This is a genomic window from Mesorhizobium sp. M0663 (assembly GCF_040320585.1).
Classification (GTDB): Bacteria; Pseudomonadota; Alphaproteobacteria; order Rhizobiales; family Rhizobiaceae; genus Mesorhizobium.
Genome location: NZ_JAMYPX010000043.1, coordinates 13,937 through 33,320 on the forward strand (window position 1 = coordinate 13,937; position 19,384 = coordinate 33,320).

At 57.9% G+C, this 19,384-nt stretch carries 18 protein-coding genes and 2 pseudogenes; 8 read left to right on the forward strand and 12 right to left on the reverse strand.

Features of this window, described 5'->3' with window-relative positions; all coding sequences use genetic code 11:
• The first annotated feature begins 3 nt into the window (after nt 1–3).
• Nucleotides 4–828 (forward strand): ABC transporter permease, encoded by an 825-nt coding sequence (locus NKI54_RS33070; protein ID WP_352693868.1) that lies wholly within the window; start codon nt 4–6, stop codon nt 826–828.
• The gene (locus tag NKI54_RS33075) at nt 828–2,471 is read left to right on the forward strand and encodes an ABC transporter ATP-binding protein (RefSeq protein ID WP_352693870.1); all 1,644 of its coding nucleotides are present in this window, start codon (nt 828–830) and stop codon (nt 2,469–2,471) included. Before NKI54_RS33070 ends, NKI54_RS33075 begins: the two co-directional genes overlap by 1 nt.
• Nucleotides 2,472–2,782: 311 nt before the next feature.
• On the opposite strand, the gene NKI54_RS33080 is transcribed toward NKI54_RS33075, so the two are convergent.
• Nucleotides 2,783–2,983 (reverse strand): helix-turn-helix transcriptional regulator, encoded by a 201-nt coding sequence (locus tag NKI54_RS33080; RefSeq protein ID WP_352693872.1) that lies wholly within the window; start codon nt 2,981–2,983, stop codon nt 2,783–2,785.
• A 295-nt stretch (nt 2,984–3,278) separates the two neighbouring features.
• Nucleotides 3,279–3,800 (reverse strand): annotated as a pseudogene (locus NKI54_RS33085) (AraC family transcriptional regulator); the annotation flags it as partial.
• Nucleotides 3,801–3,894: 94 nt separating this feature from the next.
• Here NKI54_RS33085 and NKI54_RS33090 point away from each other — a divergent pair.
• Nucleotides 3,895–4,941, forward strand: coding sequence for a GlxA family transcriptional regulator (locus tag NKI54_RS33090; RefSeq protein ID WP_352693874.1), 1,047 nt, complete (start codon nt 3,895–3,897; stop codon nt 4,939–4,941).
• Nucleotides 4,942–5,427: 486 nt separating this feature from the next.
• On the opposite strand, the pseudogene NKI54_RS33095 reads toward NKI54_RS33090, so the two are convergent.
• From NKI54_RS33095 to NKI54_RS33115, 5 genes and pseudogenes are all read right to left on the reverse strand, one after another.
• A pseudogene (locus NKI54_RS33095) lies at nt 5,428–6,271 on the reverse strand (IS110 family transposase).
• Nucleotides 6,272–6,543: 272 nt separating this feature from the next.
• Nucleotides 6,544–7,341, reverse strand: coding sequence for an SDR family NAD(P)-dependent oxidoreductase (locus tag NKI54_RS33100; protein ID WP_352693876.1), 798 nt, complete (start codon nt 7,339–7,341; stop codon nt 6,544–6,546).
• A gap of 476 nt (nt 7,342–7,817) precedes the next feature.
• Complete coding sequence (locus NKI54_RS33105) at nt 7,818–8,837, reverse strand: PLP-dependent cysteine synthase family protein (protein WP_352693878.1); 1,020 nt, start codon at nt 8,835–8,837, stop codon at nt 7,818–7,820.
• Entirely contained in the window at nt 8,824–10,188 is a 1,365-nt protein-coding gene (locus NKI54_RS33110) for a type III PLP-dependent enzyme domain-containing protein (protein WP_352693880.1), read from the reverse strand. The genes NKI54_RS33105 and NKI54_RS33110 overlap by 14 nt, the downstream gene beginning before the upstream one ends.
• 10 nt (nt 10,189–10,198) lie before the next feature.
• Nucleotides 10,199–10,615, reverse strand: a complete 417-nt coding sequence (locus tag NKI54_RS33115; protein ID WP_352693882.1) for a ParB N-terminal domain-containing protein — start codon at nt 10,613–10,615, stop codon at nt 10,199–10,201.
• Between the two features lie 815 nt (nt 10,616–11,430).
• Between NKI54_RS33115 and NKI54_RS33120 the strand changes: the two genes are divergently transcribed.
• Both NKI54_RS33120 and NKI54_RS33125 read left to right on the forward strand, forming a co-directional pair.
• A complete protein-coding gene (locus tag NKI54_RS33120) occupies nt 11,431–11,622 on the forward strand; it encodes a hypothetical protein (RefSeq protein ID WP_352693884.1) in 192 nt (63 codons plus the stop codon).
• Nucleotides 11,623–11,633: 11 nt separating this feature from the next.
• Nucleotides 11,634–12,410, forward strand: a complete 777-nt coding sequence (locus tag NKI54_RS33125) for a methyltransferase (protein ID WP_352693886.1) — start codon at nt 11,634–11,636, stop codon at nt 12,408–12,410.
• Here NKI54_RS33125 and NKI54_RS33130 read toward each other — a convergent pair.
• The 3 genes from NKI54_RS33130 to ectB all read right to left on the reverse strand — a co-directional run bounded on the left by NKI54_RS33130 (nt 12,389) and on the right by ectB (nt 16,506).
• Nucleotides 12,389–13,525 carry a LysR substrate-binding domain-containing protein gene (locus NKI54_RS33130; protein ID WP_352693887.1) on the reverse strand — a complete coding sequence of 379 codons (1,137 nt, stop codon included), beginning with the start codon at nt 13,523–13,525 and terminating at the stop codon, nt 12,389–12,391. The genes NKI54_RS33125 and NKI54_RS33130 overlap by 22 nt on opposite strands.
• Nucleotides 13,526–13,966: 441 nt before the next feature.
• Nucleotides 13,967–15,028 (reverse strand): agmatinase, encoded by a 1,062-nt coding sequence (speB, locus tag NKI54_RS33135; RefSeq protein WP_352693889.1) that lies wholly within the window; start codon nt 15,026–15,028, stop codon nt 13,967–13,969.
• 218 nt (nt 15,029–15,246) lie between these two features.
• Nucleotides 15,247–16,506, reverse strand: coding sequence for a diaminobutyrate--2-oxoglutarate transaminase (gene ectB, locus NKI54_RS33140; protein WP_352693897.1), 1,260 nt, complete (start codon nt 16,504–16,506; stop codon nt 15,247–15,249).
• Between the two features lie 483 nt (nt 16,507–16,989).
• Between ectB and NKI54_RS33145 the strand changes: the two genes are divergently transcribed.
• Nucleotides 16,990–17,520 carry a LysR family transcriptional regulator gene (locus tag NKI54_RS33145; protein WP_502898293.1) on the forward strand — a complete coding sequence of 177 codons (531 nt, stop codon included), beginning with the start codon at nt 16,990–16,992 and terminating at the stop codon, nt 17,518–17,520.
• A gap of 34 nt (nt 17,521–17,554) precedes the next feature.
• Here NKI54_RS33145 and scpB read toward each other — a convergent pair whose 3' ends face one another.
• Together scpB and NKI54_RS36620 are read right to left on the reverse strand one after the other, a co-directional pair.
• Nucleotides 17,555–18,352, reverse strand: coding sequence for an SMC-Scp complex subunit ScpB (gene scpB / locus NKI54_RS33150; RefSeq protein WP_352693893.1), 798 nt, complete (start codon nt 18,350–18,352; stop codon nt 17,555–17,557).
• Nucleotides 18,353–18,478: 126 nt separating this feature from the next.
• Nucleotides 18,479–18,742 (reverse strand): DUF1403 family protein, encoded by a 264-nt coding sequence (locus tag NKI54_RS36620; RefSeq protein ID WP_502898294.1) that lies wholly within the window; start codon nt 18,740–18,742, stop codon nt 18,479–18,481.
• Between NKI54_RS36620 and NKI54_RS33160 the strand changes: the two genes are divergently transcribed.
• A complete protein-coding gene (locus NKI54_RS33160) occupies nt 18,707–19,099 on the forward strand; it encodes a transposase (protein ID WP_023675164.1) in 393 nt (130 codons plus the stop codon). The two genes, NKI54_RS36620 and NKI54_RS33160, sit on opposite strands and share 36 nt — an antisense overlap.
• The gene (tnpB, locus tag NKI54_RS33165; RefSeq protein WP_352693895.1) at nt 19,096–19,296 is read left to right on the forward strand and encodes an IS66 family insertion sequence element accessory protein TnpB; all 201 of its coding nucleotides are present in this window, start codon (nt 19,096–19,098) and stop codon (nt 19,294–19,296) included. Before NKI54_RS33160 ends, tnpB begins: the two co-directional genes overlap by 4 nt.
• Nucleotides 19,297–19,384: the final 88 nt, after the last annotated feature.

Genomic DNA, 19,384 nt, shown 5'->3' on the forward strand with positions numbered 1-19,384 from the left:
AGAGTGCTTGACACCACACGCATCCCCGTTCCCGCGCTGATCGGGTTGATCCTGACCACGTTGTTCCTGCTGGCGGCCATCTTTGCGCCATGGATCGCACCGCACGGCCTCGGCGAGATCGTCGGCAATGTCTGGGAACCGTCGTCCCGTCAGTTTCTGCTCGGCACCGACAACCTTGGCCGCGATCTCCTCTCGCGGATGATCTACGGCGCCCGCACGACGATTTTCATCGCCGTGCTCGCTACCACCTTGTCCTTCTCCCTAGGTTCGATCCTCGGATTCACCGCCGCAGTGCTGGGCGGCTGGTTCGACACGCTGATGTCGCGCTTCGTCGACCTAATGATGGCGATCCCGACGCTGATATTCGCCCTCGTCGTGCTTTCCGTTCTGCCCTCGACGGTGCTCACTCTGATCCTGGTCATGGGGATTCTTGATTCAACACGCGTTTATCGCCTCAGCCGCGCTGTCGCCGTGGATATCAACGTCATGGACTATGTCGAGGCGGCGAAATTGCGCGGCGAGGGCACCGTCTGGATCATCTTTCGCGAGATCCTGCCCAACGCACTGTCGCCGCTGGTTTCGGAGCTCGGCCTGCGCTTCATCTACGCGGTACTGTTCCTCTCCGCTCTGTCCTTCCTCGGCCTCGGCGTTCAACCGCCGGAGGCCGATTGGGGCGGTATGGTTAAGGAAAACAAGGATGGCATCGTCTTCGGCATTCCAGCAGCCCTGATCCCGGCGGCCGCGATTGCGGCGCTTGCCATCTCCGTGAACCTGGTCGCTGACTGGATCCTGAACCGCACCACCAGCCTCAAGGGAGGGCGCGGCTAGTGGCCCAGGACGTGAAGCTCACGAAGCCCGAATCGCTGCTCGACATCTGCAATCTGCGCATAGAGGCACGCATGTTTGCTCCCGGCGAAGTGCCGCGCGACATCGTGCTGGTTGATGATGTCTCGCTAACGCTGAAGCGCGGCAAAGTGCTTGGCCTGATCGGAGAATCCGGCGCCGGCAAATCGACCATTGGTCTCTCCTCGATGGGCTATGGCCGTGGCGGCGTTCGCATCACCGGCGGCGAGGTCATCCTCAACGGCCGCGACATCCTCAAGGGCGGCAAGGATGGCATCCGCCGGCTGCGCGGCAAGGAAGTCTGCTACGTCGCGCAATCGGCCGCGGCCGCTTTCAACCCGGCCCACCGTCTAATGGATCAGGTGGTGGAAGCCTCGATGCTGCACGGTAACGTCAAGCGGGCCGATGTCGAGAAGCGCGCGGTCGCGCTGTTCAAGAAGCTCAGCCTGCCGGATCCGGAAACCATCGGCGAGCGTTATCCGCATCAGGTCTCGGGCGGCCAACTGCAGCGCGTGATGACGGCGATGGCGCTTTGCTCCGAACCGGACCTGATCGTGTTCGACGAGCCGACCACCGCGCTCGATGTGACGACGCAGATCGACGTGCTTGCCGCGATCAAGGATGCCATCCGCGACACCCATGTGGCGGCGCTCTACATCACCCACGACCTCGCCGTCGTCGCCCAGGTCTCGGACGAGATCATGGTGCTGCGCTACGGCAAGCTGGTGGAGTGGGGCGGTACGCGCCAGATCATCGAGGAACCGAGGCAGGAATACACCAAGGCGCTCGTCTCGGTCCATGAAATCACACACCAAGAGCAAAAGCCGAGCGCGACACCCTTCTTGTCGGTGAAAAACGTCACCGCGGCCTATGGGGGCGGCAAGATCAAGGTGCTAAAGAACGTCTGTGTCGACATTTATCCGGGTCAGACTCTGGCCGTCGTGGGCGAGTCCGGTTCGGGCAAGTCGACGCTGGCGCGGGCTATCACAGGACTGATGCCGCCCGAACAGGGCTCGGTCACCTTCGACGGACGCAAGCTCGCCAACAGGCTAGCTGACCGACCGAAGGAGGATCTCCGGCAGCTGCAGATGATCTATCAGATGGCCGATGTGGCGATGAATCCGCGCCAAACGGTCGGCAGGATCATCGGCCGGCCACTCGAATTGTATTTCGGCCTGAAGGGCCGACAGCGCGACGCCCGTGTGGTCGAATTGCTTGATGAGATCGAGATGGGTAAGAGTTTCGTCGATCGCTATCCGGCCGAGCTGTCCGGCGGCCAGAAACAGCGCGTCTGTATCGCTCGCGCGCTGGCCGCTAAACCAAAGCTAATCATCTGCGACGAAGTGACCTCGGCGCTCGACCCGCTGGTGGCCAACGGCATTCTCAAGCTGCTGCTCAACCTGCAGCAGCAAGAGAAGGTCGCCTACCTCTTCATAACCCACGACATGGCCACGGTGAAGGCGATCGCCGATTCAATTGCCGTAATGTATAGAGGCGACATCGTCCGATACGGGCCGAAAACTGCTGCACTGCAACCACCTTTCGACGTTTATACCGACCTCCTCCTTTCCTCTGTACCAAAAATAGAGATGGGCTGGCTTGATTCGCTTAGACTGGCAAAGGGATGACGCCCCTCACGACACGAGGATCACGCAAGACGCCTCGTCGGCGCCGTATTAGACGCATTCGCCCGGGACCGCTGCCTGCCGACCTTGGTTCCATCCCCGACGTTTACGCCGCATATGTGGTGGCAACATTGGGGTCGATCGCCGTGGTCGTGATCGCCAAACATCGTTCGCCGGATCAGCGCGGTCTTGTGGTCTTCCCACTGTGCGGTCGGGAGGCCGGATTGATCTCAGTGCATAAGGCCATGCCGCTGGTTCAGAGCTCGGCCCGGCCAGGGGAAGTGTTGCCAACGACTGCCGTCGCGCTGACAGGCTCAAGACCCTCCATTCGGCACATTCCGCGCTTCGTGCGGCGTGATCTGATGCGTTTCGCGGAAACACCTCGAAAAGTGGGACGCGGACACGAAGCCACATAAAATCGCAATTTCCAGCACCGGCAGCGCCGACTGGGCAAGCAGGAGCCTCGCATGTTCCAATCGCAATTCCCGGAAGTAGCGGCAGGCGGCCAAGGTCATGGCGAAACTGTCGCTCCACCTGCCGTCTCGACAGCCGTTCAGCAGCTGCCAAGTCCGCCATGGTAAGCGGCGCGGCCAGGTCCCTCTGCATCAACACTATGAGTTTTACGACCGTGGGGTTGAGCCTGCCATGCTGGCGCAGCAAGGGCAGCCGCTGGCGCTCGTCGCCCTTGCGGATACGACCTGCTACGGCCAGCTCCCCCACATTCACCGCGACGGGCTCGCCGCAATGATGTTTTACAAGGTCGACCATCATATCGAAAGCTGCCGTGCCGCCGGCGCAGCTCCAGATGTTGTTGTCGACCTCGTAGACGGTGGCTGCCGCCTCAACGCGCATGAACCGCTCCTTGAAGGCTGGCAGCGCCTCCCAATGAACGGCGCACCTGCGGTCGTTGAGCAGGCCAGCCTTGGCCAAAGCGGCAACCCCGCTTCCAAAACCGCCTGTCCCGATCCTGCGTTGCCGGCATTCACGCAACCATGCGCCCAACACTTTGGTTTCTCGGCCTTCCTCAGGCTCATCGCCGCAGACCAGAGCCAAGACAGGGCGTTCCGGTTGCATAAGATATCTGCGCTCCTGGGCGAGGTTGGCGTCAGCCGCCACTACAATGCCGCAACTGGCACGCACCGCTTCACCCGAGTGAGACACAGTGCGCCAGCGGAAGGCTTCCTGCCTCGCCGCTTGGTTGGCAAGACCGAAGACGTCCAGGACCGACGACAAGGCGAGAAGTTCGAAGCCGGGCGCCAAATACAGCGCAACCATGACCGGCTCGGCAGAAGGAACGGACGCCCACGCGTCCTTGGACCAGTGGTGAACCATATCAGACTCTCCGCCTTGTTCTCTTAGCAACGCGGGATAACCCGCGCCTCATGTGAGCGCCGAGGGAAAATAGCGAAAGGACGAATGCGTCGGCATGACAGTAGATTTGCGACACGCCCCCAGTTCATCCAAACGCCCGGGGCTGGGGCTTGCTCAGGTCCCTGCCCCGCTCTCCGTAGGATTCCTGCTGCTCCACCGGTTTACCCTTGGGGCGTTTGCCAATTTCGTGGATGTACTGCGCCTGGCTGCCGACGACGGGGACCGCAGCCGCCCCATCCACTGTCAGTGGCGGATCATCTCGCCTGACATGTCACCAATCCTGTCCAGCTGCGGCGTTGCCATCTCTCCCCATGAACGGATCGGAGATCTGAGCCGTTTTGACTACCTGGTGGTCGTTGGCGGGGTCCTCGAAAAGGAAAACCTCCTGGTAGACAGACGGTTCGACGACCATCTGCGGCACGCCGCCGAAGCGGGTGTACCACTCGTGGGGCTGTGCACCGGTTCATTCATCTTGCACCGTGCCGGACTCATGCAAGGCTACAAATGTTGCGTCAGCTGGTTCCACAACTCTGATTTCCTGCGGCTGTTCAACGGTCTCCAACGCGTTTCCGACCAGATTTTCGTTGTCGATCGAGACCGGCTGACCTGTTCGGGCGGCGCGAGCGCCGCCCATCTCGCCGCCTTTCTCGTCGACCGTCACTTCGGTAAAGCCCTGGCCGCCAAGAGCTTGCGGATCATGATGTTCAACGAAGCGACGAAGGGTGAGACAGCCCAGCCTACCGGACGCCTCGAGGTTGTGGTTCGCGATGAAGTGCTGAAACGCGCCGTGATACTCATGCAACACCATTTGGAGGTCCCGCTGACTATTGCCCGGGTGGCTGACAAGCTCAATATGAGCAAGCGGCTGATCGAGCGCCGCTTCCGGGCTGAACTGAATACCTCGCCGCAGGCGGTCTACACCCAGATACGCCTCGATCACGCTCGCCATCTATTGCTGAGAACGAACAAATCGATTTCGGTAATCGCATTGGAATGCGGCTTCTGCGACGGTTCGCATCTGAACCGCGTTTTCCGCGCCAATTATCTGCGGACGCCGCAGGAATTCCGCTCGCAGGGAGCAGATCTGACCGCTGCGGTTTAGACGATGACATCGCGCGACGCGATACCATCTCCCATATATGACATAATGTCCTTTATGTCCTATTCGGTGTACTTGCCGTAGTGGGCAGGCTGAGTAAGCGAGTGTTCTAAAGGACCATTTTGCAGCGCCAGAATTCGTACCTGCACTTTTTGCGACGCTGCGGACAATGTTGCCTTGAAGCCGGCGCAAATCTGAACTCTAGGTCCGATACCCTGAAGGGCTTCCGGTGCCTGTCAGGCGTCGTCTAATCGCACCCAATAATGCAAGCCCTTTTTCAGCCCGTTTTGCCGCACGAAGTGTCGTATGCCGGGAGCACGGTCGTCTTCGCAGTCGATATGAGGTCGCTGCATGATGGTTTCCACGGAACGGCCCTTCCACTGTACGAAGCGCACGCGCCAAGATAGCTTGACGGTGCAACGCCTGTTCTCGGAATGGGCCAGCTCACGTCCCGGCAGGGACGTCTCGGCGCAATCGAACGGTAAAAATTTATGCGGTCGTCCGACTGAACAGTTCACCTGATTTCAGCATGGCATGCATGATGACCGCCAGCTTCCGGGCGACGGCGACAGCGGCTCGCTTGAAACCGAGTTTCTCACGAAGTTTGAGCCCCCAGGTTCGCAACTCACTTTCCGCATGAGTGCGCGTCAAGATCACGGTCGCGGCCTCATACAGAAGAGCTCGAAGATTGGCGTCACCGCGTCTTGAGATATGTCCGTCATAGTCGACCTCGCCAGATTGATAGTTCAGCGGCTCTTGCTCGCATGCTGCGCCAGGCCTCCAAAATTGGAAGAATAATTCGTGCTAGCGCGTCCTCGCCATCGAGGAGCCGATAGATGTTTTTCTCGAAGGTGCTGCCTTGCCCACGGGGAACGACTAGCCCGAACGTTTTCAGGAGGCCGCGTATCTGATTTGAAAGATCGGTTGTGATGCGAACGAGCTTTGTACGTCCAGCAACCAAAGTGCGTATCAGCATGCTGTCGTAACCCTTCACCCGCACTTCCCGGTAGAAACCTACCTCGGCCAGATGCGCCAAGCCGTCGGCGTCGTTCGCGTCAGTTTTATTCGGCGCCATGTCCAGCGCCGCTTTGGCATGACGGGCGTCGATACAGATCGCCGGCACTCCTTGCCGGATCAGTTCATGATAGAACCAGACTGACAGGGGGCCGGTTTCGAACACCACCCGTTCGACATCGGCCGCACGTTTTCGGATCAACTCCGCTAGCAGCGTAGGGTCTGACGGGCACTTTCCCCGCCACACCCGTTTGCCTGCGCGCCGTATGGAAACGGCAGTCTCTTTCAAAGATACGTCAAGCCCGATAAATTCGCCCATAATTGTTCTCCCTCTGATACCCGGGCCTGGCGCCAATCGTGAGCCCGTCTCTTCAATCATGTCGGGGAGCAATCACCTTTCGCCCGCTATTCATCACGCATGCGGACGAAGCGACTCACTCCGCGATTACCCCATGTACGAAAGTCTCTCATGCAGGAACCCCCGGGCCGCAGACGATAACCTATCGGGATTTGCGCCTCGGGTGTGCCAGCGCCTGTCGCGAACTTTCGCATAGGATGCGATTGGCATGTGGTGGAAGCGGCATTTGGCGATTAGATTCCGTAAGGGCCCCCTCCGGCGAGTGGTAACGCGACGCCGGTAATGTATGCTGACCGCGGACCGGCTAGAAAAACTATAGCGTCGGCTACTTCTGAGGGCTGAGCTGCCCTGAGAAGGGCAATTTTCGCATAGCGTTGTCGCGCAATTTCAGCGACTGAAACGCCAGCTTCCGAGGCAAGGCGTTCATTTACTCCCAAATGCATGTCGGTCGCCGTATAACCGGGGCAGACGGCATTGCACCTTATGTTGCTTGCACCGAATTCAGCGGCAATCGTCTTGGTCAGGCCGATCAAGGCGTGCTTCGAGGCCGTGTAGGCGCCAAAACCTTGCTCCGCGCCAAGGCCGGCCGTTGACACGTTGTTGACGATCGACCCACCTCCGCCAGCACGCATGATCGGGATGCATGACTGCGAAAGTAGGGCTGGCCCACGCAGATTGACGAAATAGCTTAGGTCGAAATCGGCTTCGGAAATGTCGAGAAAAGGAAGCGCACCGTGGGTGGTTCCAGCGTTGTTGACGAGAATGTTGATGCCACCGAGCGCACGAGCGACAGCATCGACACAGGCACGAATTTCAACGCTCGACGTCACATTGAGCCCGATCGCGGCAGACCGTCTGCCTTTTGACCTGATCTCCGAGGCTAGGTCTTCGAGCTCTGGCGAAAGGGTGATATCGGTAACGGCAACATCCGCGCCGGCGTCTGCCAGACACAGCGCTGTGGCCCGGCCGATCCCGTTTTTTGCGCCAGCACCAGTAACCACGGCCACTCGGCCTGCTAATTCCGCGTTCACATTTTTCTCCGTTCGTTCAAAACTTATGTGCGACGTCACTGTTCGAAAAACGAGTAGTTCTAGCGTTACGCATTAGCCAAACTATGGGTTTCTGGCAGCGTCGTTTGCCCTCTGCAAAGGAACCTTCTTGGCAATCGTTGAAGGGACGTTCTGGCTTAGCCGAACTTTATCATCGCCTGCCTAGCTTGGGTTTAGTCTTCCATCGAATACGGGACAGGTCCTTTCCGTAGCCAGATTGTTTGGAACCACCCCAAGGCATTTCCTACACAAACGGAAGAAGATCGTTGACCCACACAGTACCGCGCGGAACTCGCAGCTTCGGGAAAGTAGGACTTTCGCCGAGTTCCGCCTCGATCCCACGCCAAATTTCTAAGCAGTCGGGTCACGCCCTTGGGTGCGTCTTGATGGCGCGTCCGTTCAGGGCAAATTTTGGCTCGGGCTTGTCTCAAACGCGTCAACGCGATCGTAACCGACACTCATTGGCGAAGTGGGGCTGGAGAGATTAGCGGCTCCGGCGCGGCCGGAGCATTTCCAAGAAGATTGGCAAATTGCGTCTCAACGTCAATTATGTGGATATCATGAGTCGATAGCCAGTCCTGATCAAAGATTGTGTCTAGGTACTTTGCGCCACTGTCGCAGGCTAGCGTAACGATGCGCGATCCAACCGGCGCTTCACGGGCCACGCTGAGTGCCTCGTAGATCGCTCCGCCGGTCGAGCCGCCGACGAGCAACCCGTGCCGGCGCGCCAAGTAGTGGCAGATCGAGAAGGCCTCGTCGTCGCCCACTTTGCGACCCCAATCCATCACGTCGTAATCAATCACCATGCCGACGTTGGCGCCTTGGGGCGTACCAGTACCCGATTGGCGATAGCGCCCACCCTGACCGCCAAAGATGACGCTTCCGACAGGTTCGACGCCAATCACTTGGAGCCCGGGGATACGCAGCCTCAGTTGACGCGCCGTCCCGCAAACCGACCCACCGGTACCGATGGCCGACACAAAATGTGTGATTGTCGGGCCAAGATCATCCAGCAACTCAGTCGCCAGCCCGATGTAGCCGGCCGCGTTGGCTGGATTGTTGTGCTGTTCGGTCCAGTAAGCATCCTCTTCGATCGCAATCCGCCTGGCTTCCCTGTCACGCTCGTCTGTGGCGAGGTCGCCATCGTCACTTCCAACGACTCGGACGTCGCTGCCAAATGCACGAACAGTAAGGATCTTGTCGAGGCTTGCATGGGAGTCCATAAGGGCAGTGAATCGGAGCCTGCGCACGGCGGAGATCATGGCCAATGCACTCGCCGTATTCCCTGACGAGGATTCGACAATAGCGACAGCAGTCTCATCTAGCCGCTCGACCATGCTCAACGCCATCCGGTCTTTCATCGAGCCTGTAGGATTGAACATTTCCAGCTTGATATAGAGGTCGACCTCCCCACTGCGTAAAGGGATGTGGAGCATAGGCGTCCGTCCGATAGTTTCAAGGATGCTATTGACGATCATAGAGCAATTCCTTTGAAGGTGTTTCGTCGGCTAAGATCCTCCATCCGCTCGCGCGCCGTACCGCCGCCACCTTTTTGGGTAAGGGAATTTGGTGGAATGAACTCTCATTCGAATCCATCTGGTAACCGGCGGTATTGGTGAAGACGACGAGATCGCCCGGGGCGACGCCACCCTCGGCTGCTAGGCCGCGACAGCGAATGACATCGGATTCAAGACAGCTGCGCCCGACGAGAAAATAGCGCGCATTGTGTCGCGGCACTACGCGCCAATCTCGGCGCAGAATCGCCGGAGCGGGCACGAAATCGGCACCAAACCAGGTTTCGGAGAGTGAAAAGGACATACCATCAAGCACCACCCCGAATCGACCGTCTCCAAGGTCCTTGACGTCGATCACATAGAAAGCACTGAGCCCACACTGGTCGAGAAGCGAGCGTCCAGGCTGCAGCAGGATGGGCAGCCGATGACGGTGGAGGAAGTCAAGGTCGACCGGATTAGCTAAAGCGGTCTGAATCACCGCAGCTGCGTGACGGACCCCAGCAAGCTCCGGAGCGTAAGGATAGTTGCCGGGCTTTGCTGTGCCGCCCCAATGGACGCCACGACCGTATGCAGCTGAATCGAACCTCTCGAGGTAGCGCATGGGATATCCACCACCCATGTCGATGCCGCCTGGCGTGAGACCCCTGGCACAGAGGCACCGTAGGAATGCGATACAGAAACGCAATTGTTCTGCGCGCGTCTGAACCCGGTAGTCGTTGATATGAAAAGACACACCAATCCGCTCCACTTTGGCCAATTCAAGCAGCGGCAAACAAGCTATCAATTGATCCTCGGTCATTCCAAAGCGAGAGCCGGGTTCGCTTAGGGGACGGGTCCGAAGAAACAGACGACCGACACCTCCTACAGCGTCCGCCAATGCGAGAACACGTTTCAGCTCTTCGATGCAGTCGATATGGATGGCGACCTGATGGCGGATGCAGAGATTGATTTCGTAATCGGACTTGGCCGGACCGGTCATCGACATGCGCTGCGCTGGAACTAGGTTCATGAAGGCCGAAGTCATCTCATAGGCAGATGAAACGTCAGCGCCAGCGCCAGCCATCGCGAATGCACGCAAGAGCGAAGCAGACTTGCAGGACTTCAACGCGAACTGGACCTGACAATCGCCATAGATGTTCTGCAATTCCTTCAGCCATTGGAGGTAGTTTTTGGCGGCTTGGTCCGGACACACTACGTGCAACGGCGACCCGAATCCATCGACCCAAGCGGCCAGTTCGGATCCACTGTTGAGCAAATCGACCGTCCACTCGCTGCGCAGCGGCTCCGGTTCGTCGGGAGAATGCTCCTGGTTCATTGAGCGTCCGTTATCTCAGGTCATCGAGATCAACTGAGCAGTTTGGCAGCGCGACCTGTAACTTGTGTCGGGTCATCTTGAAGCTCATCAGGTTCCCGGAAAGACCGGCCTGAATGATCCGGTCCACAGCGAAGGGCGTAGGGTCATACCAGGAGGTCACATGCAAGTTTTGATCGTCGTACGAAAGCAACAGGCATGGAACAAACGACAGTCCTAGCCGGGTGGCACAGAAAAGGCGATGATGACCATCCATGATCACCAAATGGCGGTGCTCGACTAAGATTGGCCGGGTCCAGCGTCCCTCTTCGGCGATCATCTTGGCCAGCGTTCCCCCGCGGTCAATATTGATCTCCTCACTCGGTCGGAGTTGGCAGACCGGCAGTTTGACGACGGTGTAGTTCGAGATGAGTTTTGCTTCGCCGCTCACTGTCTGTCCTTACCTCGGTAGGCGCACCTTTTCTCAGTCAGATTAAAGGTGCACTACATGCTGATCCTGCTAAGGTCCCGCCACCATCCACCGAGGAGGGTTGCCTGTGCATATCCGGGAATTTCTCAGAAGGAGAGCGTAGGTTTTCGCGGGCGACGGCTAAAGCGGCGATTCGGTTGGGATGTGACTTCTTGTCGGCAGGACTTCGGCCCCGAACAGGTAGCGCAGGAGCCATTTTTAGCGGACCGGCATCAGGCGTTTGGGAAACCGTTTTCTGGTCGCCGTGAACTCCGGTCAAACTCGCATCGCCTGTAATGATTGTGTGTCGAGTGGTCCCTCCGATAGCTGTCGAATGAATAGAACAGCAGAATAGACTAGCTTTCCCGAGGCATCGCTCCACCTGCGTTCTGCATGGAGACTCTGTATGGCTCCATACATGGACAATATTGCCAAAACGCCGTTGGCGGATGGCGGCCACGGAGATGGCCGTAGCGTACAGCGGCACGAGCCGCGAGGTCGTGAGGACCAGTTTCGTAACCGCGCCGCGCAATAGGATCACGCATGCCTCGGACACCAATGTGAGACCAGGTTCCAACCGGCGATTGCTGCAATTCGCTAAGGCGGGTCGCGCGTCACGTTTGAGTTTCAATTAAATCACCTCAGCATCACTTGGGTTCGGCCTCAGCTCTTTGATACATGGGAAAAGGGTGGAGTGAGATTAGGTATTACCTATGCTCATTCGCAAAAAGAGCAGCTGTAATCCACAACGAGATGGCATAAGGGAGCTTTAGCAACTTGTGGGGGAAGCCGTTTCGATGAAGGCTGCAAAAATTTGGCTCCTGACACTGTCGCTATCGCGTTCGGAATGGGTGGACATGTCGTTGGTGAAAGCGCTTTCAGTCAGTGAAATTGCCGACAGTCTACTGATCGTCTTTGGCGTTGCAATCGCCAATGCGAAATTGTGCCGCCCCTACCTTGTTGTCCAGCATCGTTGTGTCCGACAATAAGGAGAATAGAAATGAATGCTGAGGCACTTCCCACAACAATCAATAAGCGAGAATCGTCTCTGGCAATACTGAAAAACTACAATGTCTCGGATGCAGAAATTGAGGAATTATTACGTCTCGCAGGACCCGACGACGCACGACTTTATCGCTTGACCATCAGAAAGCGATTTGGAGAGCCAAACGCCTATTTGCGCGGACATACTCGCTTCTTTGGCCGCGAATTCCGCCTCGACCGCCGTTGCTATATCCCAGATGATTACGCCCGGGAGTTGGCTGAACGCGTCATCCGCGATGCACCTTCGGGTGGGAGGATACTAGAGGTCGGAACCGGCTGTGGATGGCTGTCGATTTCGCTGAAATGCGAGAGGCCGGACCTTGAAGTCACGGCGTGCGACATAGATCCTAACGCGTTGTGTCTTGCCAGGGAAAACGCCATGCGACATGGCGCTGATATTACCTTTCATGAGAGCTTTTTTGTTGACGACGTAGCGATCCCCGAACCTGACTTTGTTGTGGGCAACCTTCCCTATGGCGGCGATGCTGATTACTCCGCACGTGAGCTTGAAGAGAGGGAACAGATGCCGCCGATCGCGATTTGCGACTCCGAAGGCGTCGTTGCCCCGCTCGTGGGTTTGGTGGCCTCCATCCAGAATCGGCGGTGGCGCTCACGAATTTATCTGGAGACCGGCTATCTGGATGAGTGGCGACTGGGTCCTGCGATCTCGAGCTGCCGCCGCTGCGAGCACGTCCGTAACGGTGATTTCGGTTACATCGTGATTGAGCCATAAGGATTGTTGCCCGGCCGCCAATCCGTTGTAGTGCTGGGGCGATGGCAGAGAAGATTGCCCATAGCGCCGCCATCATCAGGCCTCTGGATGCTGATCGCTCTATGGGAAAAATGACAAAGGGCGCTTCCGCCCCCCGTATAGTCGCAGCTCTCGGCAACATCTGTCGTCCGATGGCTTAGCAATTCGGTAGATTGTGGCGGTTTCAGCAAGTCTGCAGTCTTTTTCAGCAGAGCCTTGAGCTGCTTGGTGGCAACCCGCGGCATCCGCCGCTTGGGCGTCAAAAGGTGGTATCCGTACGGCGCGTCGACCCATTGACCAAGCGGAGCGACCAATAGGCCTCGCCGAAGGTCGGGGCTCGCGGTCATATGGTCGATTATCGCTACGCTTTCGCCAACCTTTAGCGCCTCGACTATAAATCGTGAGCTGTTCAGCACAGATCCCTTGAAACCATCAATCTTTTGGGCGAATTCGGGACCATAACACGCGTTTGCCCAATAATACCACATTGAGTGACCCTCGGCTGTCGCATCTGGGCTTGAAAGCCGCGCGATTTTTAGTAGATCATGGGCGTTCTTAATGAGGCGTGCGGTCAAAGGCGTGCAGACTGGTGCCAGCTTATCTAGAAACAATGGTTCGGAGTCGGCATCCGGATAGGTCCCGGCCCCATAGCGGATCGCGAAATCGACGTGATCGCGATCGAAGTTAACTGGGACTGGCGAAAAATCACATTGGATGGATACTCCTGGCATACGCTCCTCCAGGGCCGCGAGCTGTGCCGCGAACCAGGAATTCCCGAGCGTTGGCACGCAACTCACGCGCAGCGGCTCATCGTCCTCTTGACTGAGCAGAGAGCTGGTTGCCGCAGCCAAGATGTCGAATGCCGGGCGAACGGCAGCTGAGTAGCGCTTCCCTTCCTGAGTTAGGGCGATCGAATTTGCCGTGCGAGTCAACAGCTTTACGCCAATGTACGCTTCGAGCTTGCGCAAGTGTTGGGTCACAGAAGATGGAGCAATATTCAACGCTGCTGCGGCTTTTGACATATTGGCGTACCGGGCTACGGCATCGAATGCTTTGAGCGAATTTAGCGGAGGGAGTTTCGACGGATCGACGGACATATTTGCTTTGTCTCCTAAAGTAGGATTTCCGGGAGCACCCAACCGGCTAAAGCCGGCGGCTTCGCGATCACGGTATCGGAATGACTCATTGCGTTCCGGCCCAGCGGTCAAGTCCTCCAACTTTTTCCACTCTCCTTGGATACTATTCCATGCCGGCGATCATAGTCGCCACTGTGAGCGGCCTGATCTTCACCACTTCGCTGATGATGCGGTCGACATCCTCGCGAGGGGCCTGGAAGTCAGAACCAGCATACGCTCCCGCCCGGTAGTTCTCAGTGCTGGGTAACGGTGTCGGAACATACGCCAAGCGCTGCTGACGCAGCTTGTTGGCAGCGTTGGGCTTCACCTACCCGTCGAGCGGGAAAGCGTTTCACACAGTGAACCAGTGAGCGCGCAGTCTTCAAGTTGTCAGGCGGGCGCATTGTCAGTTTAGCCGACAGCTCAGTTGCCTTTCGTCACCGCTGGGGTGAAGACCATCAGGCTCAGTATCTCGAACAGCATCTGCGCGCCGGCATGGGCCGTGTTGGCGGTGGCGTCATATTGCGGCGCGACCTCCACCACATCGCCGCCAACCAAGTTCATGCCCTTCATGCCGCGCAGGATCGCCTGCGCCTCGCGCGTGGTAAGGCCACCGATCTCTGGCGTCCCGGTGCCGGGGGCGAAAGCAGGGTCGAGACTGTCTATATCGAACGATAGATAGGCCGGTGCATCGCTGATGATCGCCCTCGCCTTCTCGATCACGGCATCAATGCCCATTTTCGCAATATCCTCGGCGTGGATAACCGTCATGCCGGAGTCGTAGGAGAATTCCCACAGATATTCCGCGGAGCCGCGAATGCCAATCTGGATCGTGCGCGTAGGATCGAGCACGCCGTCGAAGACGGCGTTGCGGAAAGGGCCTCCATGATGGAATTTCGTTTGGTCGAACGGAGCACCCGTATCGCAGTGGGCATCGATATGGATCAGGCCGACCGGGCTCTTCTTGCCGACCGCACGCAAAATCGGATGGGTGATGGAATGATCACCGCCGACGGAAAGCGGGATGATCCCGGCTGAAACGATCTGGCCGATCCGCCTCTCGATGTCGTCGTGACTCTGCTCGAGCCGGTAGCGGCTGGCGAAGGAAATATCACCGATGTCGGCCACCTTCAGATCGAAGACAGGCGCACAGTCGAGCACATGATTATAAGGACCGATCCGCTCGATCGATCGCAGCGCCCGCGGCCCGAACCGGGAACCCGGCCGGTTCGAGACACCCAGATCAATGGGCATACCGATCATCGCGACCTGCAGGTCTCTGAAATCGGGGGACTCCTGGTCCACCGGCAGGTAGGGCGCGGCAAGAAAGGTCGGGATGCCGGCATAGGGCGTGGCACAGGTGCCTTCCTTGGAGAATATCCGGTCCGCCAACTTGCGGAAGCGCGGATCGATGCACTCACCGCCGCCATGGCCGGAGCCGTAGCGCGCGAGAAGCTCTTCTAGTTTTTTGTCATTCCATGCCATGGGAAGCCGTTCCATCGATTAAATGAACAGTGAGTTAACAACTGCCAGGCAGAATTCCTGCGGACCAAGGGCATGGGCAAAAAATCCAGCTTGAAGTGACGCTGCAGACCACGCCTTCAGACATCAAGCCGCAGCGGCATCACCCGATGATCCCTCGGCGCAGTCGGACCATCGTAAGCCCAACTTTGGCCTGTCTGGATAGCAGTGGGGTCAGGTCACTAAGATCCTACCCCATTCAGTGTTTCGGCCAAAGATTCCTCGAATATCTCAAGGCCGTCATTTAGTGTCTCAATGTCGATCGTGAGTGCAGGCAAAAATTTTGCCACCTGATCGTGGGGGCCGCATCGGTCGATAATCAAGCCCTTCTTGAATGCCCTGCGTGTCGTAGCCTCTGCGGTCTCGCCCGTCTGGCAATCGACCCCCAACGCCATGCCCCGTCCTCGAACAGCAAAACTGTTTCCATGCTTAGACGCAATGGCCTCAAGTCGGCGCCGCATATATTCCCCAATGCACTGAACCCCTTCCGAGAACGTCTGATTGCGCCAATAGATTTTTATAGCTGCGGTTGCAGCTACGAGTGCGAGGTTGTTTCCTCGAAACGTGCCTGAATGTTCTCCTGGCTGCCATTCGTCGAGCCCCTCCTTGATTAACAACATCGATAACGGCAAACCGTACCCACTTAACGATTTCGACATCACGACAATATCTGGTGACAACGCTGGGAACTCGAAGCTAAAGAATTCGCCAGTGCGACCACAGCCCATCTGGATGTCGTCGATTATGAATAGGGCGCCAACATCTTTTGCAATAGACTCAACGGACCGCAACCATTCATTGCTGGCCACGTTTATACCTCCTTCTCCTTGAACAGTTTCAACGAGAATGGCGGCTGGAAGATCAATGCCACTGCTTTCGCCTTGCAGTAACTGTCGTAGGTACTGGGCCGTATCAACGGATGGCCCCAAATAGCCATCATAAGGCATGAAAGTAACACCGGACAAAGGAATGCCGCTGGCTCTACGGCAAAGACTGTTACCGGTCGCGGCAAGCGCCCCTAAACTCACGCCATGATATCCATTAGTAAACGAAATGATGTTTTGACGTCCTGTGAGTTTCCGTGATAGCTTGAGGGCCGCCTCAACAGCGTTAGCACCTGTTGGACCCGTGAATTGAAATAGGTACTGCAACCCTCTAGCCTGATTTATGACAGTGCTGAAGGTCTCCATAAATTCAAGCTTTGCAGGAGTTGCCATGTCAAGTCCATGAATTAAGGCATTTGACCCGATATACTCGGTGACAATAGATTTTATCTCCTGATTATTGTGCCCATAATTCAATGCTCCGGAACCAGAGAAGAAGTCAATTACCTTTCGCCCATCTATGGTTTCCATGCAGGAACCGCTCGCCCGAATGAAAATGTTTGGAAACGAGCGTGAATACCAGCGGACCTTCGATTCCAGGGCTTCGAAAGCCTGCATAGTACGCGGCTCGTCAGTCACTCTATCCATCGTGTCTCTCCGCCAGCTAGTGGTTCAAATAAACAAGGACGCTTCTCTTGCGCGACCTCTGGGCATATGACCCATGGTGCGCGCGTCTCGACCGACGTTGTGTTCAGCGCTGCGTGGTTCCGGAAACGGCTCCACTCAGCGGCCGTCTGAGCGTTAATTGGTTAACTCGGCATCAGCTTTGAGCCGTGCCCGACTTCAGAGTTCGCGATGAACGCATTACCATTGTCAGTGCTTTGCGGTTGCAAAGATTTGTGAAGCTGTTTTGACTGATTTGTTGCAACGCGATGCGCCACCCCAGCATCAGCGGGTACCTGTTCAAGCTAGCCGTAGGGCCGTCGGACTGCATTGCGCACTGCGCGCCTTTGTCGAGGTCGGGCGTCACGGCAGCGTAAACGGCGCTGCAAAAGATCTGGGCGGCGGGACGCCAGGGCGGTAAGCCAGCAGATAAAGCTATTGGAGCTTCAACTCAGCGTTCGCCTGTTTGATCGTTGGAACCGCGAGATCAAGCTGACGGCAGAGGGGCTGCTCCTGTATGGGAACCTCGCTCCAGGCTTCCAGCAGGTTGACGATGCAATTTCGTTGTTTGCCGACAGACGACCGGGTCCGGAGACGTTGATCGTGACGACTACTCCCACTTTCGCTGCCTGCTGGTTTACGTCGAGGATTGGGCGTTTCTCAAAACTGTATCCGACAATAGAGGTGCGGATTGAGCCGGGAAGTGGCCGGCGCTGGATGCCGTTCGGCTTTTCTCACGAACGGCGGCTTATAGTGGTCGCAAGTCCAGATCTCTTGATCCACGGCCCTCTGACGACCCCCGCCGATTGCCTTCGCTATCCACTCCTGCATGACCGCAGACGCACAGACTGGTCAACGTGGTTCGCCGAATTCGGTGTGAGGCTGCCCAAAGGCACAATGAAAGGGCCAAGCTATCCCGACGACACATTGCTGGTTCAGGCTGCCAGCACGGGCAAGGTCTCGCAGTAGTACGCGACGTTTCCGCAAAAACGACGCCTTAGCTTCAGGAAAAATAGTCATTGCGATCGACAATTCCGAACCTACACCACATGGGCATTATGCCATAGTCCACTGAGAAGCGCGTACTGCGAAGGTTAGGAGGTGTCGCGAGTGGATTTTGAGTGAGGCGAGCGAGACGCAGGTGTTTGAAAAGCGCCAATCCGGATGCCGGCGTGCCAGCCGGCGCCCTAATTCGGCGAAGCCATTCATCCATCTCAACTCGGATGTCCTCCTGACCGCAAGTCCGGCTTGACGTGATGTCGCCCGCCAGCAGCTTCTCTCTCGACAGCAGCCCTGCATCCTCAAGCGCCTCGATGTCGGGGAGATCGCGCAGTGTGTCGAAGCCGAACTCGAGCAGGAATTCTTTCGTCGTGACATACGTGTATGGCGCGCCCGGCGTCGGCTGCGCGGACCGGAGGCAATCAGGCCGGCGCCGCAGATGGCCGATCAGGTCGCGGCTGATCTCCTTGCCGAAGAACGACGACAGTTCTCCACGCGTGATCGGCTGGAAGTAGGCGATGCACATCAGCACCAGCACCTCCGACTGCGTCAGATCGGCCGCCCGTTCGTTGCCGCCGATGGCCATGCCAAATGCACTGCGGATGGCGTCGGCATAGGCCGGCCGCGTCAGGTGCCGAAAACCGCTGGCAACGGCGACGAGGTCGTAGGGCCGGCCACGCAGTTCCTCGCGGAGGTCGTCGATGAGGAGATCGAGATTGCAACTGGCGCCAACCACGCGCGCGAGCACACTACGTGTGACCGGTTCGCTGGCGGCGAAGATCGTTGCTTCGACGCGGTTCATCCATTCCCGCCAGCGCACCTCCGCCGGCAGATGATCCAACTCGCGATCAAACAGGCGGTCGCCTGACCGATGGTCATCTGGTCGCCCCCCTCCCCCGTCTTGCGCGAGCCGTCTCCGCCATCGTTTTTAGATCCCGTAGATGCGGAAGGTCGATCGCCCCGACAATTCGCGGACGGCGCCGAGCTCGACCAGCCGGTCGAACAGGCGTCGTAGGCCTCGGTCGCTCATCCCGGTGCTTTTGTCGCCCCGCGATGCACCGAGCGTAAGCGCCAAGCTGACCCCATCTGGCGCGGCTTGAGGTGATGAGCGAGACATACTGACACTGAAGCAAGGAGCCGAGGAGCTTGCAGTGTCATGTCTGCGCCTATGCCTGATGATAGAAGTTTCCATGTTCTTGAAGCGGTTGCCAACCGACTGGAGGCAAGCCCGCAGCGTCCGCGCCGGCGCTGGTCGGCGGAAGCGAAGTCGCGGCTGATCGAGGCGACACTGAAGCCGGGCGCGAATGTATCGGCCATTGCCAGACAAGCGGGGATGGCGCCGGCCCAGCTGTTCGGCTGGCGGAGCAAGGCGATCAAGAGCGGTGCGGTCACGCCACACAGGGATGCGGAGCGGCTCGGCTTTGTCGAGGTCACGCCGACAGCGTCTGCGTCGGTGGAGATCGAGCTGGGTGGCGTGGTCATTCGCGCCGGTGCCGATATCAATGAGGAGCAGCTGGTGCGGATTATCCGGGCGGTTCGCCAGGCATGATCCCGGCTGGCGTGAAGGTGTTGCTCGCCAGTCATCCCGTCGATTTTAGAAAAGGTCCCGACGGCCTTTTGGCACTGGTGCGCGATGCCGGCTCGGATCCATTCAACGGCGCACTTTATGTATTCCGCGCCAAAAGAGCGGACAGGATCAAGATCGTCTGGTGGGACGGCAGCGGCGTGTGTCTTTATGCCAACTAACTTGCTTCATACTACAGCCCTTTCCTTGAGATCGGAGCATTTTGAGGAGTTGAGTTGGCGGATGGCCTCCGCCCGATGAGCAAGCTGG

Bases quoted from the DNA above. Each gene is read 5' to 3' on its own strand.
- NKI54_RS33105 (WP_352693878.1), bottom strand. From the start codon at position 8,837: ATGATCGTCAATAGCATCCTTGAAACTATCGGACGGACGCCTATGCTC.
- NKI54_RS33080 (WP_352693872.1), bottom strand. From the start codon at position 2,983: ATGACCTTGGCCGCCTGCCGCTACTTCCGGGAATTGCGATTGGAACAT.
- tnpB (WP_352693895.1), top strand. From the start codon at position 19,096: ATGATCCCGGCTGGCGTGAAGGTGTTGCTCGCCAGTCATCCCGTCGAT.
- ectB (WP_352693897.1), bottom strand. From the start codon at position 16,506: ATGCAGGCTTTCGAAGCCCTGGAATCGAAGGTCCGCTGGTATTCACGC.
- scpB (WP_352693893.1), bottom strand. From the start codon at position 18,352: ATGAACCGCGTCGAAGCAACGATCTTCGCCGCCAGCGAACCGGTCACA.
- NKI54_RS33160 (WP_023675164.1), top strand. From the start codon at position 18,707: ATGTCTGCGCCTATGCCTGATGATAGAAGTTTCCATGTTCTTGAAGCG.
- NKI54_RS36620 (WP_502898294.1), bottom strand. From the start codon at position 18,742: ATGGAAACTTCTATCATCAGGCATAGGCGCAGACATGACACTGCAAGC.
- NKI54_RS33110 (WP_352693880.1), bottom strand. From the start codon at position 10,188: ATGAACCAGGAGCATTCTCCCGACGAACCGGAGCCGCTGCGCAGCGAG.
- NKI54_RS33125 (WP_352693886.1), top strand. From the start codon at position 11,634: ATGAATGCTGAGGCACTTCCCACAACAATCAATAAGCGAGAATCGTCT.
- NKI54_RS33120 (WP_352693884.1), top strand. From the start codon at position 11,431: ATGAAGGCTGCAAAAATTTGGCTCCTGACACTGTCGCTATCGCGTTCG.
- speB (WP_352693889.1), bottom strand. From the start codon at position 15,028: ATGGCATGGAATGACAAAAAACTAGAAGAGCTTCTCGCGCGCTACGGC.
- NKI54_RS33090 (WP_352693874.1), top strand. From the start codon at position 3,895: ATGACAGTAGATTTGCGACACGCCCCCAGTTCATCCAAACGCCCGGGG.
- NKI54_RS33130 (WP_352693887.1), bottom strand. From the start codon at position 13,525: ATGTCCGTCGATCCGTCGAAACTCCCTCCGCTAAATTCGCTCAAAGCA.